Below are 15,472 nucleotides of genomic sequence, written 5' to 3'. Positions count from 1 at the left end.
GACGGCGTGCAGAATCCACTACGTGGATACGGTTAATCCCAGCTCAGGATCACTTTCCCTGACTGCCCTGAACGCATCGCGTCAAAGCCTTGCTGGAATTCATCGATGGAGAATCGATGGGTGATAATTGGCGACAAATCCAGACCAGACTGAATCAGAGCGGCCATTTTGTACCAGGTTTCAAACATCTCACGACCGTAGATACCTTTAATAAACAGCCCCTTAAAGATAACTTTAGTCCAGTCGATGGACATATCAGATGGCGGAATACCCAGCATAGCAATACGGCCACCGTGGTTCATGGTATCCAGCATAGCGCGAAACGCTGGCGGCGCACCGGACATCTCCAGGCCTACATCAAACCCTTCGGTCATGCCCAGCTCAGCCATCACGTCGGTCAGATTCTCTTTCGATACGTTGACCGCGCGGGTGATACCCATTTTGCGTGCCAGCTCAAGGCGATACTCATTCACGTCGGTGATCACCACGTGGCGTGCGCCAACGTGCTTCGCAACCGCCGCCGCCATAATACCGATTGGACCCGCGCCGGATACCAGCACATCTTCTCCCACCAGATCGAACGACAGCGCCGTGTGCACCGCATTACCGAACGGATCGAAGATGGACGCCAGATCATCGGAGATATTGTCCGGGATTTTAAACGCGTTAAATGCCGGGATCACCAGGTACTCTGCAAAGCAGCCAGGACGATTTACGCCGACACCGGTCGTATTGCGACACAGGTGTGTACGCCCACCGCGGCAGTTACGGCAATGCCCGCAGGTGATATGACCTTCGCCAGAAACGCGATCGCCGATTTTAAAGCCTTTAACTTCCTGACCAATGCCAACAACTTCGCCGACATATTCATGCCCCACGACCATCGGAACCGGGATGGTTTTTTGCGACCAGTCATCCCAGTTATAAATGTGAACGTCAGTCCCGCAGATGGCTGTTTTACGGATTTTAATCAGCAAATCGTTATGGCCGACTTCCGGTTCAGGAACGTCGGTCATCCAAATGCCCTCTTCCGCTTTCAGTTTGGATAACGCTTTCATTTCACATCCTCAGGCAATAACGCCCAGTTGTTTACCAATGCGTGTGAACGCCTCAACAGCACGCGTAATCTGCTCAGGGGTATGCGCTGCAGACATCTGAGTACGGATACGCGCCTGGCCTTTTGGAACCACTGGATAGAAGAATCCAGTAACGTAAATCCCCTCTTTTTGCAGCTCACGGGCAAACTCCTGCGCCACCACCGCATCACCCAGCATAACCGGGATAATCGCGTGGTCCGCACCGGCTAAGGTAAAGCCTGCGGCAGACATTTGCTCGCGGAACTGGCGCGCGTTCGCCCACAGGCGATCGCGTAGTTCGCTACCTTGCTCGACCATTTCCAGCACTTTAATGGAAGCAGCCACAATCGCCGGAGCCAGTGAGTTGGAGAACAGATAAGGGCGGGAACGCTGACGCAGCCACTCAACGACCTCTTTACGGGCCGCGGTGTAACCACCGGATGCGCCGCCGAGCGCTTTACCCAGCGTACCGGTAATGATGTCCACACGGCCCATCACGTCACAGTATTCATGAGAGCCACGACCATTTTCGCCGACAAAGCCGACCGCATGGGAGTCATCAACCATGACCAGCGCATCGTACTTGTCCGCCAAATCGCAGACGCCTTTCAGGTTCGCAATCACGCCATCCATAGAGAACACGCCATCGGTGGCGATCAGGATATGACGAGCCCCCGCTTCGCGCGCCTCTTTCAGACGCGCTTCCAGCTCGACCATGTCGTTGTTGGCGTAACGGAAACGCTTCGCTTTACACAGACGAACGCCATCAATGATTGAAGCATGGTTCAGGGCATCGGAGATGATCGCGTCTTCTGCGCCCAACAGCGTTTCAAACAGACCGCCGTTGGCGTCAAAGCAGGAAGAGTAAAGGATGGCATCTTCCATACCAAGGAAAGCCGCCAGTTTTTGCTCCAGTTGCTTATGGCTGGCCTGGGTACCGCAAATAAAGCGTACCGAAGCCATACCAAACCCGTGAGAATCCATACCCGCTTTTGCCGCGGCAATCAGTTCCGGGTGGTTAGCCAGTCCCAGATAGTTGTTCGCACAAAAGTTAATAACGTGGCTTCCATCTGCCACGGTGATATCCGCCTGCTGGGCAGATGTAATAATGCGCTCTTCTTTAAACAATCCTTCCGCACGTGCGGTTTCGAGATCGTTGGTTAACTGTTTGTAAAAATCCCCACGCATTTCAATTCTCCAGACTGGGCAAATTTCAGCACATATTACCCAAAGCTATACATTGATACGAGATGACGCATCATCACTTCTTCAAAATGAAGCATAAATCACGCGTACCCGCACAGCTTATCGGTGAATGGCTGAAGCCTGGACCATGTAGTGATATGATAGAAGTATTCGTGTCTGAGATTGTCTCTGACTCCATAATTCGAAGGTTACATTTATGATCATCGTTACCGGCGGCGCGGGCTTTATCGGCAGCAACATCGTTAAGTCCCTGAATGATAAAGGCATCACCGATATTCTGGTGGTGGACAACCTGAAAGACGGCACTAAATTTGTTAACCTGGTGGACCTGAATATTGCTGACTACATGGATAAGGAAGACTTCCTGATCCAGATTATGGCTGGCGAAGATTTCGGCGATATCGAAGCGATTTTCCACGAAGGCGCATGCTCTTCCACCACCGAGTGGGATGGCAAGTATATGATGGATAACAATTATCAATACTCCAAAGAGCTGCTGCACTACTGCCTGGAGCGCGAAATTCCGTTCCTGTACGCCTCTTCCGCCGCGACTTACGGCGGTCGTACGTCTGATTTCATCGAATCCCGTGAATATGAGAAACCGCTGAACGTCTATGGCTACTCAAAATTCCTGTTCGACGAATACGTGCGTCAGCTCCTGCCAGAAGCCAACTCTCAGATTGTTGGCTTCCGCTATTTCAACGTCTACGGACCGCGTGAAGGCCACAAAGGCAGCATGGCAAGCGTCGCTTTCCACCTCAATACCCAGCTTAACAATGGCGAAACACCAAAACTGTTCGAAGGCAGTGAAAACTTCAAACGTGATTTCGTTTACGTTGGTGATGTGGCGGCGGTAAATCTGTGGTTCCTCGAAAACGGGGTATCCGGCATCTTTAACCTCGGCACCGGTCGCGCGGAATCTTTCCAGGCCGTTGCCGATGCAACGCTGGCGTACCATAAAAAAGGCAGCATTGAGTACATTCCATTCCCGGAAAAACTGAAAGGCCGCTACCAGGCATTTACTCAGGCAGATCTGACTAACCTGCGCGCAGCGGGCTATGACAAGCCGTTTAAGACCGTTGCCGAAGGCGTAACGGAATATATGGCCTGGCTGAACCGCGACGCGTAAGAAGTTAGCATGAAAATACTGGTGATCGGCCCGTCATGGGTGGGCGACATGATGATGTCGCAAAGTCTCTATCGCACGCTCAAGGCGCGCTATCCCCAGGCGATAATCGACGTGATGGCACCGGCGTGGTGCCGTCCGCTGCTGTCGCGTATGCCTGAAGTCAACGAAGCCATCGCCATGCCGCTGGGACACGGCGCGCTGGAGATCGGCGAGCGCCGTAAGCTCGGTCATAGCCTGCGTGAAAAACGCTATGATCGCGCCTGGGTGCTGCCGAATTCTTTTAAATCCGCTCTGGTGCCGTTTTTTGCTGGCATCCCCCATCGTACCGGCTGGCGTGGCGAGATGCGCTACGGCCTGCTAAACGATGCGCGCGTGCTGGATAAAGAAGCATGGCCGTTGATGGTCGAGCGCTATGTGGCTCTGGCCTATGATAAAGGTGTGATGCTGACGGCCAAAGATTTGCCGCAGCCTCTGCTATGGCCACAGTTGCAGGTCAGCGAAGGTGAAAAATCCCTGACCTGTAGTCAGTTCTCTCTTTCTGCCGAACGCCCCATCATCGGTTTTTGCCCTGGTGCGGAATTTGGTCCGGCGAAACGCTGGCCGCATTACCACTATGCGGAACTGGCGAAACAATTAATCGATGAAGGCCACCAGATTGTGTTGTTTGGCTCTGCAAAAGACCACGAAGCCGGAAATGAGATCCTCGCTACGCTGAGCCTTGAACAGCAGTCCTGGTGCCGCAATCTGGCGGGTGAGACACAGCTGGAGCAGGCAGTCATTCTTCTCGCTGCCTGCAAAGCGGTTGTCACCAATGATTCTGGATTAATGCACGTTGCCGCCGCGTTGAATCGACCTCTGGTAGCATTATATGGCCCAAGTAGTCCGGACTTTACCCCGCCGTTGTCGCACAAAGCGCGAGTCGTCCGCCTGATTACGGGCTACCACAAAGTGCGTAAAGGCGATGCAGCAGAAGGCTATCATCAGAGCCTGATCGACATTACTCCTCAGCGCGTACTGGAAGAACTTAATGACCTGTTGTTACAAGAGGAAGCCTGACGGATGCGGGTTCTGATCGTTAAAACATCGTCTATGGGCGATGTGCTGCATACGTTGCCCGCATTAACCGATGCGCAGCAGGCCATACCGGATATTCACTTTGACTGGGTGGTGGAAGAAGGGTTCGCTCAGATCCCCTCCTGGCATTCGGCCGTTGACCGCGTGATTCCGGTAGCGATCCGCCGCTGGCGTAAAGCGTGGTTTTCAGCGCCGATTAAAGCTGAGCGTAAAACGTTCCGCGATGCGGTCCGTTTACTGCAGTATGACGCGATAATTGATGCGCAGGGGTTGGTAAAAAGCGCAGCGCTGGTTACTCGTCTGGCTCACGGGATCAAGCATGGTATGGACTGGAGCACGGTCCGTGAACCGCTGGCGAGCCTGTTTTATAATCGCAAGCATCATATTGCCAAACAACAGCATGCCGTAGAACGCACGCGTGAATTGTTTGCGAAAAGTCTGGGATATAACAAACCGCAATCGCAGGGTGATTACGCTATCGCTCAGCATTTTTTGACAGAAGTAAATGCTGATGCAGGGCAATATGCGGTGTTTCTGCATGCCACGACCCGTGATGATAAGCACTGGCCGGAAGCCAACTGGCGGGAGCTGATTGGCCTGTTAAACAATGCAGGCATACGCATTAAACTGCCCTGGGGAGCCGCGCATGAAGAAGCGCGTGCCAGGCGACTGGCGGAAGGGTTCCCTTACGTTGATGTCCTGCCACGAATGAGTCTGGAAGAGGTCGCCCGTGTCCTCGCAGGGGCCAAATTTGTAGTATCGGTTGATACAGGCCTAAGCCATTTAACCGCCGCATTGGATCGCCCAAATATTACGCTGTATGGCCCAACGGATCCGGGACTGATTGGGGGATATGGGAAAAACCAATATACACAACAGAGTCATTCCGGAAAATTGCAGGATCTGCATGCTAGTTTAGTCAACGCATCGCTGGTTGATAATAATTTGCTTTAACTTTAAGAGATGAACCATGCTTCACCAACACATGTTTTCTCGCTTTATATATAGTATAAAAAATAATCCATTCGATTTTGTATACTGCTTATTTTATGCCGGGATACTTGCTACTCTCGGGATGGTGCTGGTCAATCCAGATGAAGCGCTGAAGATATTTATTTTCTCCACGGCTCTGTCTCTGCCTCTTATAGGTAAAAACTTAAAGTATGTATGCAGTGAGAAAAAGAATCTGGTTTTGCCTTTTATGTTGCTGCTCTTCGGTTTGCTCCAGATTATTTGGGTAGAAATATTTAAACAACCAGGCTCGTCCTTTACCGGAGCCTACCGCTCATATCAGAACGGTGGCAAAGTGATGCTGTTTGCCGCGCTGGTGATGACCGCGCTAACATCGCGAGCACCGTGTGCCAATAAAACCCGCATAACCAGTATCTGGGTGATTCTTACGGCAATCGGTTTGTATCTTTTCGCGGGATATGAACTTGTGAATCAGCCTGATTTATTAAGCTATCGTTTGGCACTCGGATTTGAACACCAAACTGGTACAGCTTATGCACTAACATTGATTGGCTTATTGGCATCTCAGGCCATCATCAACCTGCGTATAAAACATACCGTTTCACTGTATCTGTTACATTTTTTGATATCGCTGGCGGTGATCATAACCACGCAAACTCGGGCGGCTATTTTGGTATACCCGATTCTGAGTATCGGCCTGTTTCTCATGCGCTATCGTCATAACCGGGCGATGTTGATCAAAGCATTATTGGGCTTCGTGATACTGGTTGGGTTAGCGTCAATTCCGCTTAAATCAATTATTGAAAATCGTTACCAGAACATGATGGTCGATTTGCATTCCTACAGTCAGAACAATAGTAATACCTCTATTGGCGCGCGGCTTGCAATGCAACGAGCAGGTATTGAGTCAGGGAAAGTACATCTCCAGGGGCAATCACTTGAACAACGTGGTGCAGAAATTCAGCAACTTGCTGTGCAAGATACCTCGCTACAAGGGGCGCTTGAGTTCCTTAACGTTCACCTGCATAACGAAATCGTTGATACCTTTTCGCTAAAGGGCATACCCGGAGTTGTTGTGCTACTCTTGCTCTATACCGCTATGTTTTTAAGAGCTTACTGGCAACGTAGTCCTCTGTTGTTTGTCATTTCAGGCGCTATCGCTATCTATGGCCTGAGTGATTTATTATTATATGCCAAAGGTGAAGCCTTGAGCAGCGTACTGGCGTTATGCGTAGCAGTAATGCTGAGTTCGAATTCCGACGAGAGAACAATGCCATGATTAACGCTTCAGGTTATTTGCTGAGCATAATTATTCCCACTTATAACAATGCTGAACTCATCACAGCGACGTTGGCGTCTATCCATCAGAGCATTACTGATGAAGTGGAGGTAATAATTGTGAATGATGGCTCAACAGATTTAACGGAAGAGCGTATCAAGGCATTTTATAGTGAGCATAGCTGCAACAACGTTAAATATATAAATCATAAGAATCAAGGGGTTGCAATCACCCGTAACGTTGGGCTTGCCCATGCAACGGGAAAGTATATTGGTTTTATCGACAGCGATGACCTTGTCTGTAAGGATTATTTCACTATTCTCCTCCCTAAACTGAGGGAGGAAAAATATGATATCGTGGAATTCAACTTAACCAGGGATATCAACAATCTGTATCAGAACAAACCTGGTGCAAAGCATGCTTTAGCCGAACACGAAATTATTTTGGCTGATGATAACTATGCTCCCCTGTTGCCAACTTTCCGTGCCGGGCAATGGCATCTTATGACAAAAATCTTTCACCGCGACATTATTGGCAACGATCGATTCGAAGAACATCGTCGATATGAAGACATGATTTTTTGTCCCTTTCAATACTTTAAGTGTCATTGCATATTAAAGATAGAAAATAAATTATATTACTATCGGGTAAATGAAAAAAGTATTACCGAAAATATTATTGATAGCGATGCGGACAGCATCTTCTTTGCTATGCGAAAAATGTATAACTATGTGAATAAAAATAAAGAAAAACGTACTGTCGCCACATTAATGATCATCAATTGTTTTCTGGAAGGCCGCAAACTTTTACGTAAAAAGAAAGGCTACTATCGTTATAACGAAAGTATGTTAAATGACATTCAGAATGCACTTGCATGCTGCGATACCAAAATCGTTAAAAACAAAATAATCCTTAAGATGAAATATCCGCATATCGACCGTTCAATTTCTGAAATAAGATACAAGATACTATCTGCATGCAAAAATTTATTTTTTCGAAAGGGATTTTAACATGTTTGATAAAGTCGACCGTGTTCTTATTTGCAAGCTCAAATTTTATGGTGATGTTCTATTAACAACACCTGTCATTGCCAGCATTCAGGCTCGTTATCCTCATGCTAAAATCGATCTGCTTCTTTATAAAGATACAAAATCAATTTTGGCAGCAAATGAAAGTATTAATGAGTTTTATCTCATTGAGAAAAAGAAAGGCCTTTTAGATACAGTAAAAAATTATCTTTCAGTGCGCCAACAGCTGAAAAAAAACCACTACGACCTGATCGTTAATTTAACCGAGCAGTGGCCGATTGGCGCTCTTATTGCCTCATTACGTCGCCCCTCAATTGCATTTGAGCGTGATAAGAAACAATGGAACAAGCTTTTTTCACGGGTTACACCGCTGACCGGTACGCACATAGTTGAACAAAATCTCTCCATTCTAAAAGGTGTTGGGTTTAGCGAGACCGATCTGAAAAGAGAGATGTCACTGCACTACCGCCGGGATGATTACCACTATTTGGTTTCCCAACTTCCGGCATTACCTTCACAAAAATATGTCGTTATTCAACCTACTGCCAGACAAGAATTCAAATGTTGGGATGATGATAAATTTGCCCATGTGATTGACTATCTGCATCAGCGTGGCCTGCATGTTTACCTAACCTGTGGGCCAGCATTGAGTGAACAACAGCAAGTCCAGCGTATTGCTGAACAGTGTCAATCATCACCTGACCTGACACTGGCAGGCAAAACAACCTTCCTGCAATTGGCCGCGTTGATCGACCATGCGGTTCTTTACATCGGGGTCGATTCTGCGCCTATGCATATGGCGGCAGCATTAGGAACACCACAGGTTTGCCTGTTTGGGGCAACCAATTATCAGCAATGGAGACCATGGTCAGATAATGCTGTATTGATTTGGGCTGGCGATTACCATCCCATGCCTCCCAGAGATGAACTCGACAGGTCAAAAAAATATTTAACATGGATACCGGAGCAAGCCGTGATTGACGCTATCGATAGGGTACTTCATGATAGTGGCAATAATAAAGGCAATGAGAAAGCATAGATGGACAACAAAAAAAACGTTATTAATATTGCTTACTGTACAGATGCCAATTATCTGGAATATGTAGCAGTGTCCATTATGTCTGTCATAATGAACAACCCTGGACAAGACTTGTCATTTTTCGTTTTTGTCTATGACGTCTCAGACGACGAAATCAATAAACTGCGCGCAACCAGCGATAAAATTCAGGTTATCAATATTGATAAAGAAGAGATTGAGAAATATAACAATGACTTTGCAATCAAACACCTGAACCGTTCAACCTATATGCGCCTTGCCGTTCCGCGCTTACTAAAAGATAAAGTTGAGTACTTTATCTATTTAGATGCAGACACTCTGTGTTTCGATAAACTCAATGATATTAACAGTATTGATATCAGTAACGTCATTTGCGCAGTCAGCCACGACTCGCTCGATATCCATGATACAAAAAATGCCAAACGCTTGGGTCTCAGTACGGGTCATTACTTCAATGCTGGTTTTTTGTATATTAATATCGCAAATTGGATTAAATTCGACATCGAAAACAAAGCAAATACTGTTCTATTTGAACAAGGAAAAACTCTACCTTACTTTGATCAAGATGCTCTGAATATTGCAATGGATGGCAACGTAAAATTTATTGATAATCGATGGAATTTTTTGTTTAACTGGTTTAACGACCAACAAAAAGAGAGTTTCTTCTATCAAAAAGATATCCTGCCACGCATTATCCATTTCACCGGTGGACGAAAGCCATGGTATAAAGAACACACTGGGCTTTCACAGCAACTGTATCTTTTCTACCATCATTTCACACCATGGCAGAACACAGAAATGCGCTCTTATGCTCCACGAATGAGACCTACTGATTATCGGGTTTACTCACGCCAGGAAGCCAAAAGGGGAAATTACTGCGCTTCTATCAAATGGTATCTGAAATATCTCAAGACAAAACTACGCTAAATAAAAAACTCCCTTTCGGGAGTTTTTTTACTTACTTTGTAACTTTGCACGTAAATAGCCGATATAGCTAATTACTGAAGCGAAATACTTTCCTTGTAGCCTTTCATGCCGTGATTTCTTTTTGTATTGCTTTGGTGTTCTGGCTGGTAACAAAGGAACATCAGCCCATGGAGAAGACTTCCACGCTTCAACAAAATACTGTGCTGAAGGATAGTTAGCCCATGAATTCCATGGCTTGGTAACGCCTATATAATGAATCAAAATGGTTTCAGGCGTTATAAACTCTTTATATTTTGAAATATCTTTGCTCTTAAGCTCTTGTTTAATACCATATATTGCATCATAAATTCGTGGTAAGAAAATAGTTTTCCCCAAAAACATGATATTCAAAACATCCTGGTCAAGAAACGCAAATTTCTTAGTTTTATCTAACAGAGTAGAAAATGCTTTAGAGAAAAATTGTTGTTCCTTCCATTCCTTTAAATTAGCAAAAATAACCCCAGCATTAAAATATTGCTCATTAAACTCTGGAACGTTAAGACGAGTAGCGGCATATGAGCGACTATCATCAACATCCTGGATAACAGCAGCAACATGATGCTCAAATTTGATATTCGTTAAATCAATCAACGAACCCTTACATACCACATCGGCATCAATATAGAGCAAACTATCGATTTTTTCACTAAGATATTCAAATGCAATAAATCTAAAATAAGTCGCATGAGACCAGGCATTTCCACATGGCAAGACCTTTAGTCCTTCAGCATTCATTACATAGACAGTTATATTAGTAGCAAAAATTTTTGCTAGTTTTTCAAGCCGTTGTCGATAATCTGAATCAATATAATCAGTAAAAAGGTGAAAATGAATGCTGATATCTTGATTATGTAGTAAAACGGACGACATCGAAACTGCCGCTCCGAACATAAAATTCTGATCAACCCCCCATGCAATATTCAGCTGCGGGGTATGATCTGCTGGAGCACCAAAGATCTCAATGGTATCCTTGATAGACTGATGACAATCAAAATTCATGTACTACACCTTTTTTATGCTATCTGAAAATTATCTGCACAACAGACTAGTGCGACCGTGCATTATGTAGTTTATTTTTTATATACATAACATGACTTAGCACAGAACGGATATATTTTCGCTGCACTCTTTCATGTCGTGACTTACGTTTATACAACTTGGCTGTGTTTGCGTTTAACAGAGACTTTTCCGCCCATGCGGATTTCTGATATGCATCAATAAAAAACTTAGCCACCGGGTATTTAGCCCATGAATGCCATGGTTTAGTGACGCCCACATAGTGAATTAATACCGTATCATCGGTAATAAAATCCTGATAAATCTTATCGTTTTTATTTTTGAGCTCCTGATCAACGCCATAAATGCAGTTAAAGTCTCTTCTCAGAAAAATAACATTCCCAACAAACAAAATATTGAGTACGTCCTGATCGAAATAAAGCAATTCTTTTTGGCGTTTGTCTAATATAGAAAATGCTTTAGTTAACAACTGCTGCTCACGCCATACTTCGAGATTCGCAAATACAACACCAGAATTAAAATACCCATTACTCAGTTCAGGGATACCGAGTCTGGTACCGGATTTAATTCGCACTTCATCAACATCATTAATGACAGCACCATATTCCCCACAGAAATTAATCTCAGTAAGTTCCCGTAGAGAACCTTTACAAATGACATCGGCATCCAGATACAGTACCGAGCTTAATTCGGTGCTTAAATATTCAAATGCAAAGTAACGATAGTACATTGCATAAGTCCAGGCTTTCGTGCTCGGCAGTTCACGAAATGCCGCATTATCGAAAACAAGGACAGTCACGGTCGTACTGTACATTTGTGTCAGTCGTTTTATGCTTTCCAGATAGTCGTCATCAATATAGTCAGTGGCGATATAAAAATGGATATCAATATCAGGATTATTCACTAATACTGAGGTCATAGAAATGCCAGATCCAAACAAAAAATTACGATCAACACCATACGCAACGCTTAGTTTTTTACTCTTGTCATGCGTAGAGCTGTCGATGATATGTTTTTGAATGATCAACTTCTGGAAATCGATGTTCATAATAAAATAGCCTCAAACTTCATGTGTAATTTATAGCGCTTTTCTTATTGTTCTTTGTCTTATTTTTTGCGCTTTTGTGACAGCCTGTTCAAACAACCTGACTTCCTGACGAAAGATTTCACGTAATGGCATCGAAAAATAGACACGTAAAAAACGGTAGATATCTCTGGACGTTAGACCAATTTCCAGTGAGGAGAAATAGAGCCCGATCAAATCCTTATCCCGCCAGCGGCGTGGTACCTGCTGACGTATTTGAGCACGATGTAGATCAATCACAGAGAGTTTGATATCCGCAACATCTGCTGGCATCGGCTGTTGGAGCAGGAAGTGGCAAATATAACAATCCCGATGATTTACCCCACCTCGATGCATTTTACCCACCATTTCCGCCACGCGGGTAATAATGGTCCGTTTTAATACAAAATCGGGCCGTTCAACTCCCCAATTGGCGCAAAAATCTTCAAGACTGATGGCAGGAGAAAGATCCTCGGTGATAATAAATGAGGTTCGTTCTAACGGATTCAGCCCTTTCTGTCCAAAAGCAACCCCCGTCATTGTATCCACATTCAGTGCTTGCAAACGGTGAATCGCCAGCCACTCCCGGTCCGCGCCAAGCACAGGCATGCGCAGAGAAATCAGGTTTTTCACCACTTCTTTAAGCGTGGTCCCATGATGATATTTAAGAAAGTAACCTTTTCCCATCATCTCAAAACGCAGGGTACGCCGAGTTTCCAGAGCGCGAAAAACCTCGCCATCCAGCTTAGTGACTTCCGTGAACGGGTCTTTTCCTTGCCATTGGGTGGCAAATGGTTCTTTCAATTCAATCATTTTCGAGACCTAAAATGATATCTGCAGCTTTATCTGCCAGACTGTAGAGATCTTCTGTATCAGCAAAATGTCGCGCATTTCCAGCCCAACGACTTCTCTGCTCATTATTTTGCAGCGCATCGAAAAGCGCTGTATTCAAATTTTCCTGCGCAAAAGGTTCAGGAATCACCACGCCGCATCGGGCGGCAGTGATATAACCTGCGTAGCCGCATACCTCAGTAGTTAATACTGGCAGCCCGGCAACTACGGCTTCTAGCAAGACAATACCAGCGGCTTCCTGAACTGCCGGGTGAAGCAATAAATCAGCAGCGGACATCAATTCAGCGACATCATCTCGCCCCGAGAAGAATTGCACATGCTTTTCAATACCCAATTGGCGGGCCAGAGCACGATAACGATCGGCCTTATCCTGACCAACAACCATCAACTGAGTACGGTGACGTATAGTCTCAGGTAAAGAAGCCAACGCCTGTAAGCTTCTTGGCACACCTTTACGCTTGAAATCTGATCCGACCTGCAGAAGCAGGAACTGATCGAGAGCAATACCATTCTTTTCTCTGACAATCTGCCTGCTGTTTTCAGGTTGCAGGCTGTATTTTCTGTCTGGGTAGATACCTGGCGGCAGAATACGAAAACGCTGGCTCTCGGTATGATAATGCTGTTTGAAATCACCGATTTGCTTATCGGTTAACATCAAAAGCGTGGTACCGGAACCTTGTTGAAACGTCGCTTTTTCAAATGCAGAGTAGTGCCGATACCGACGCGTCAACTTATAGAAGAAGCCCTTCTCGCGGGCGACCTTTTCCGCATAGCAAACGTCGGCGGCGTAATACACATCCAACCCAGGCATTTTATTAAAACCAACGATACGATCGACGGGATGCTGACTTAAATAATTCTGAACCCACTGATAATATTGCTCGTTTTTCCCATGATTAGTTCTGGCTGTGACGGGTACGAGTATAATTTCGAGTCTTTCCGGACGTTCGCCCTGCCATGACTGGGTAAACACCTGAACATGATGACCTCGCGCAGCAACCGTGAGCGCTACTCGCAGAAAATCACGCTGTAGCCCACCATAGGGGAAATACTTGTACAAACAAAAAGCAATATTCATGCATTAATATCCGCATCGCGTCGCCAGGCATAGCAGGTCTGATACATCCAAAGTTTACCGCCCATGTTTTCGAAACGTTTCTGCCGGCTAGCTACCTGAAATTGCGCAGTAGTATATCATTTATTACCACGCATTCCGAAACGAATATTTTTTGAACAAAATAAAGAAATAAATCATTAAAAACAAAAAGATATAAAATTAACGCATTCACCTTAAAACACGCGCCGCACAAGACGTTAAGCCGCGTCAGTACGTTCATAGGCATTTTTAAAAATGCCGCCGATTAAAACAGTGCCGCGACGATTCCATCGTTTTGCTGCGACCTGGATAAAAATGATGGTAAAGCCATAGTTAAATACATAGAATCCCCAGCACATTCATAAGTTAGCTACCATTATGCTCGAATTGCTTTACACCGCCCTTTTCTACCTTATTCAGCCTTTGATCTGGATACGGCTTTGGGTGCGCGGACGTAAGGCTCCGGCCTACCGTAAACGCTGGGGTGAACGCTACGGTTTTTACCGCCGTCCGCTAAAACCAGGCGGCATCATGCTTCACTCAGTTTCTGTGGGCGAAACGCTGGCAGCTATTCCATTAGTCCGTGCTCTGCGACATCGTTATCCCGACTTGCCGATCACGGTAACCACCATGACGCCAACCGGCTCTGAGCGCGTACAATCCGCGTTTGGTACTGACGTTCAGCACATTTATCTGCCATACGATTTACCGGATGCTTTGAACCGTTTCCTGAATAAAGTTGACCCCAAGCTGGTGTTAATCATGGAAACCGAGCTGTGGCCAAATCTGATCGCGGCACTCCATAAACGCGGTATTCCTCTGGTCATCGCCAACGCACGGCTTTCTGCGCGTTCAGCCGCTGGCTACGCAAAATTAGGCAAATTTGTTGGTAAGCTACTGCGTCGAATTACGTTGATTGCCGCACAGAACGAAGAAGATGGCGCTCGTTTTATTACGCTTGGCGCCAGGAGCAATCAGGTCACCGTCACCGGCAGCCTGAAGTTTGATATTTCCGTCACGCCACAGTTGGCCGCCAAAGCGATTACGTTGCGTCGTCAATGGGCGCCTCATCGCCCGGTGTGGATTGCAACCAGCACGCACGATGGTGAAGAAAGCATTATCATTGCAGCCCACCAGGCGTTATTAAATCAGTTTCCTAATCTTTTGCTGATCCTGGTTCCCAGACATCCTGAGCGATTCCCGGATGCCATTAACCTCGTACGCCAGGCTGGGCTAAGCTATACCACACGCTCTTCTGGCGAAGTTCCATCCTCAGATACTCAGGTCGTTATCGGCGACACCATGGGCGAGCTGATGTTGCTTTACGGCATTGCTGACCTTGCTTTTGTCGGTGGTTCACTGGTTGAACGTGGCGGACACAACCCACTGGAAGCCGCGGCACACGCCATTCCGGTACTGATGGGGCCACATACCTTTAATTTTAAAGATATTTGTGCTCGTCTCGAACAGGCAAGCGGATTGATCACCGTCACCGACGCAACCACGCTGGTGAAAGAGGTCTCTTCTTTACTGACCGATGCCGATTATCGTAATTTTTATGGCCGTCATGCAGTTGAAGTCCTGTATCAAAATCAGGGCGCGCTACAGCGCCTGCTGCAGCTGCTGGAACCTTATCTGCCACCCAAAACGCATTGAG

At 46.1% G+C, this 15,472-nt stretch carries 14 protein-coding genes; 8 read left to right on the top strand and 6 right to left on the bottom strand.

Annotation, left to right across the window (positions count from 1 at the left end; genetic code table 11):
* Nucleotides 1-32 precede the first annotated feature (32 nt).
* Both tdh and kbl read right to left on the bottom strand, forming a co-directional pair.
* The gene (tdh, locus tag OOJ59_RS06760) at nt 33-1,058 is read right to left on the bottom strand and encodes an L-threonine 3-dehydrogenase (protein ID WP_110496513.1); all 1,026 of its coding nucleotides are present in this window, start codon (nt 1,056-1,058) and stop codon (nt 33-35) included.
* A gap of 9 nt (nt 1,059-1,067) precedes the next feature.
* Nucleotides 1,068-2,264: a glycine C-acetyltransferase gene (gene kbl / locus OOJ59_RS06755; protein WP_160955368.1), complete on the bottom strand. Its 1,197-nt coding sequence runs from the start codon at nt 2,262-2,264 to the stop codon at nt 1,068-1,070.
* A gap of 214 nt (nt 2,265-2,478) precedes the next feature.
* Here kbl and rfaD point away from each other — a divergent pair, with 214 nt between their 5' ends.
* From rfaD to OOJ59_RS06720, 7 genes are read left to right on the top strand one after another with little or no spacing between them, the layout of a single operon-like run.
* Nucleotides 2,479-3,411 (top strand): ADP-glyceromanno-heptose 6-epimerase, encoded by a 933-nt coding sequence (gene rfaD, locus OOJ59_RS06750; RefSeq protein ID WP_160955369.1) that lies wholly within the window; start codon nt 2,479-2,481, stop codon nt 3,409-3,411.
* A gap of 9 nt (nt 3,412-3,420) precedes the next feature.
* Nucleotides 3,421-4,467, top strand: a complete 1,047-nt coding sequence (gene rfaF / locus OOJ59_RS06745; protein ID WP_160955370.1) for an ADP-heptose--LPS heptosyltransferase RfaF — start codon at nt 3,421-3,423, stop codon at nt 4,465-4,467.
* Between the two features lie 3 nt (nt 4,468-4,470).
* Entirely contained in the window at nt 4,471-5,439 is a 969-nt protein-coding gene (gene rfaC, locus OOJ59_RS06740; RefSeq protein WP_137351238.1) for a lipopolysaccharide heptosyltransferase RfaC, read from the top strand.
* A 16-nt stretch (nt 5,440-5,455) separates the two neighbouring features.
* Nucleotides 5,456-6,736: an O-antigen ligase family protein gene (locus OOJ59_RS06735; RefSeq protein WP_159121617.1), complete on the top strand. Its 1,281-nt coding sequence runs from the start codon at nt 5,456-5,458 to the stop codon at nt 6,734-6,736.
* Nucleotides 6,733-7,746 (top strand): glycosyltransferase family 2 protein, encoded by a 1,014-nt coding sequence (locus tag OOJ59_RS06730; protein ID WP_159121616.1) that lies wholly within the window; start codon nt 6,733-6,735, stop codon nt 7,744-7,746. The genes OOJ59_RS06735 and OOJ59_RS06730 overlap by 4 nt, the downstream gene beginning before the upstream one ends.
* A 1-nt stretch (nt 7,747) precedes the next feature.
* Nucleotides 7,748-8,803 carry a lipopolysaccharide core heptosyltransferase RfaQ gene (gene rfaQ / locus OOJ59_RS06725; protein ID WP_160956537.1) on the top strand — a complete coding sequence of 352 codons (1,056 nt, stop codon included), beginning with the start codon at nt 7,748-7,750 and terminating at the stop codon, nt 8,801-8,803.
* Nucleotides 8,804-9,748 carry a glycosyltransferase family 8 protein gene (locus tag OOJ59_RS06720; protein ID WP_069323710.1) on the top strand — a complete coding sequence of 315 codons (945 nt, stop codon included), beginning with the start codon at nt 8,804-8,806 and terminating at the stop codon, nt 9,746-9,748. It begins immediately after the preceding gene.
* Between the two features lie 27 nt (nt 9,749-9,775).
* Here OOJ59_RS06720 and OOJ59_RS06715 read toward each other — a convergent pair whose 3' ends face one another.
* From OOJ59_RS06715 to OOJ59_RS06700, 4 genes are read right to left on the bottom strand one after another with little or no spacing between them, the layout of a single operon-like run.
* Nucleotides 9,776-10,786: a glycosyltransferase family 8 protein gene (locus OOJ59_RS06715; protein WP_121529709.1), complete on the bottom strand. Its 1,011-nt coding sequence runs from the start codon at nt 10,784-10,786 to the stop codon at nt 9,776-9,778.
* 46 nt (nt 10,787-10,832) lie between these two features.
* Nucleotides 10,833-11,852 carry a glycosyltransferase family 8 protein gene (locus OOJ59_RS06710; protein WP_087857219.1) on the bottom strand — a complete coding sequence of 340 codons (1,020 nt, stop codon included), beginning with the start codon at nt 11,850-11,852 and terminating at the stop codon, nt 10,833-10,835.
* 30 nt (nt 11,853-11,882) lie between these two features.
* Nucleotides 11,883-12,680: a lipopolysaccharide core heptose(I) kinase RfaP gene (rfaP, locus tag OOJ59_RS06705; RefSeq protein ID WP_038635354.1), complete on the bottom strand. Its 798-nt coding sequence runs from the start codon at nt 12,678-12,680 to the stop codon at nt 11,883-11,885.
* Nucleotides 12,673-13,797, bottom strand: a complete 1,125-nt coding sequence (locus tag OOJ59_RS06700; RefSeq protein WP_160955964.1) for a glycosyltransferase family 4 protein — start codon at nt 13,795-13,797, stop codon at nt 12,673-12,675. Before OOJ59_RS06700 ends, rfaP begins: the two co-directional genes overlap by 8 nt.
* Nucleotides 13,798-14,193: 396 nt before the next feature.
* Between OOJ59_RS06700 and waaA the strand changes: the two genes are divergently transcribed.
* Nucleotides 14,194-15,471: a lipid IV(A) 3-deoxy-D-manno-octulosonic acid transferase gene (gene waaA / locus OOJ59_RS06695; protein ID WP_069323706.1), complete on the top strand. Its 1,278-nt coding sequence runs from the start codon at nt 14,194-14,196 to the stop codon at nt 15,469-15,471.
* Nucleotide 15,472 lies beyond the last annotated feature (1 nt).

This window comes from Citrobacter sp. W9 (assembly GCF_026719375.1).
In the GTDB taxonomy this organism is placed as follows: domain Bacteria; phylum Pseudomonadota; class Gammaproteobacteria; order Enterobacterales; family Enterobacteriaceae; genus Citrobacter; species Citrobacter werkmanii.
The sequence above is the reverse complement of the archived record's forward strand: the minus strand, read 5'-3'. Positions and strand labels throughout refer to the sequence as shown.

What these genes read in the sequence shown, in the direction of transcription:
- OOJ59_RS06735 (WP_159121617.1), top strand. Translation starts at nt 5,456, where the DNA reads ATGCTTCACCAACACATGTTTTCTCGCTTTATATATAGTATAAAAAAT.
- rfaF (WP_160955370.1), top strand. Translation starts at nt 3,421, where the DNA reads ATGAAAATACTGGTGATCGGCCCGTCATGGGTGGGCGACATGATGATG.
- kbl (WP_160955368.1), bottom strand. Translation starts at nt 2,264, where the DNA reads ATGCGTGGGGATTTTTACAAACAGTTAACCAACGATCTCGAAACCGCA.
- rfaD (WP_160955369.1), top strand. Translation starts at nt 2,479, where the DNA reads ATGATCATCGTTACCGGCGGCGCGGGCTTTATCGGCAGCAACATCGTT.
- rfaP (WP_038635354.1), bottom strand. Translation starts at nt 12,680, where the DNA reads ATGATTGAATTGAAAGAACCATTTGCCACCCAATGGCAAGGAAAAGAC.
- OOJ59_RS06710 (WP_087857219.1), bottom strand. Translation starts at nt 11,852, where the DNA reads ATGAACATCGATTTCCAGAAGTTGATCATTCAAAAACATATCATCGAC.
- rfaQ (WP_160956537.1), top strand. Translation starts at nt 7,748, where the DNA reads ATGTTTGATAAAGTCGACCGTGTTCTTATTTGCAAGCTCAAATTTTAT.
- OOJ59_RS06720 (WP_069323710.1), top strand. Translation starts at nt 8,804, where the DNA reads ATGGACAACAAAAAAAACGTTATTAATATTGCTTACTGTACAGATGCC.
- waaA (WP_069323706.1), top strand. Translation starts at nt 14,194, where the DNA reads ATGCTCGAATTGCTTTACACCGCCCTTTTCTACCTTATTCAGCCTTTG.
- OOJ59_RS06715 (WP_121529709.1), bottom strand. Translation starts at nt 10,786, where the DNA reads ATGAATTTTGATTGTCATCAGTCTATCAAGGATACCATTGAGATCTTT.
- OOJ59_RS06730 (WP_159121616.1), top strand. Translation starts at nt 6,733, where the DNA reads ATGATTAACGCTTCAGGTTATTTGCTGAGCATAATTATTCCCACTTAT.
- rfaC (WP_137351238.1), top strand. Translation starts at nt 4,471, where the DNA reads ATGCGGGTTCTGATCGTTAAAACATCGTCTATGGGCGATGTGCTGCAT.
- tdh (WP_110496513.1), bottom strand. Translation starts at nt 1,058, where the DNA reads ATGAAAGCGTTATCCAAACTGAAAGCGGAAGAGGGCATTTGGATGACC.
- OOJ59_RS06700 (WP_160955964.1), bottom strand. Translation starts at nt 13,797, where the DNA reads ATGAATATTGCTTTTTGTTTGTACAAGTATTTCCCCTATGGTGGGCTA.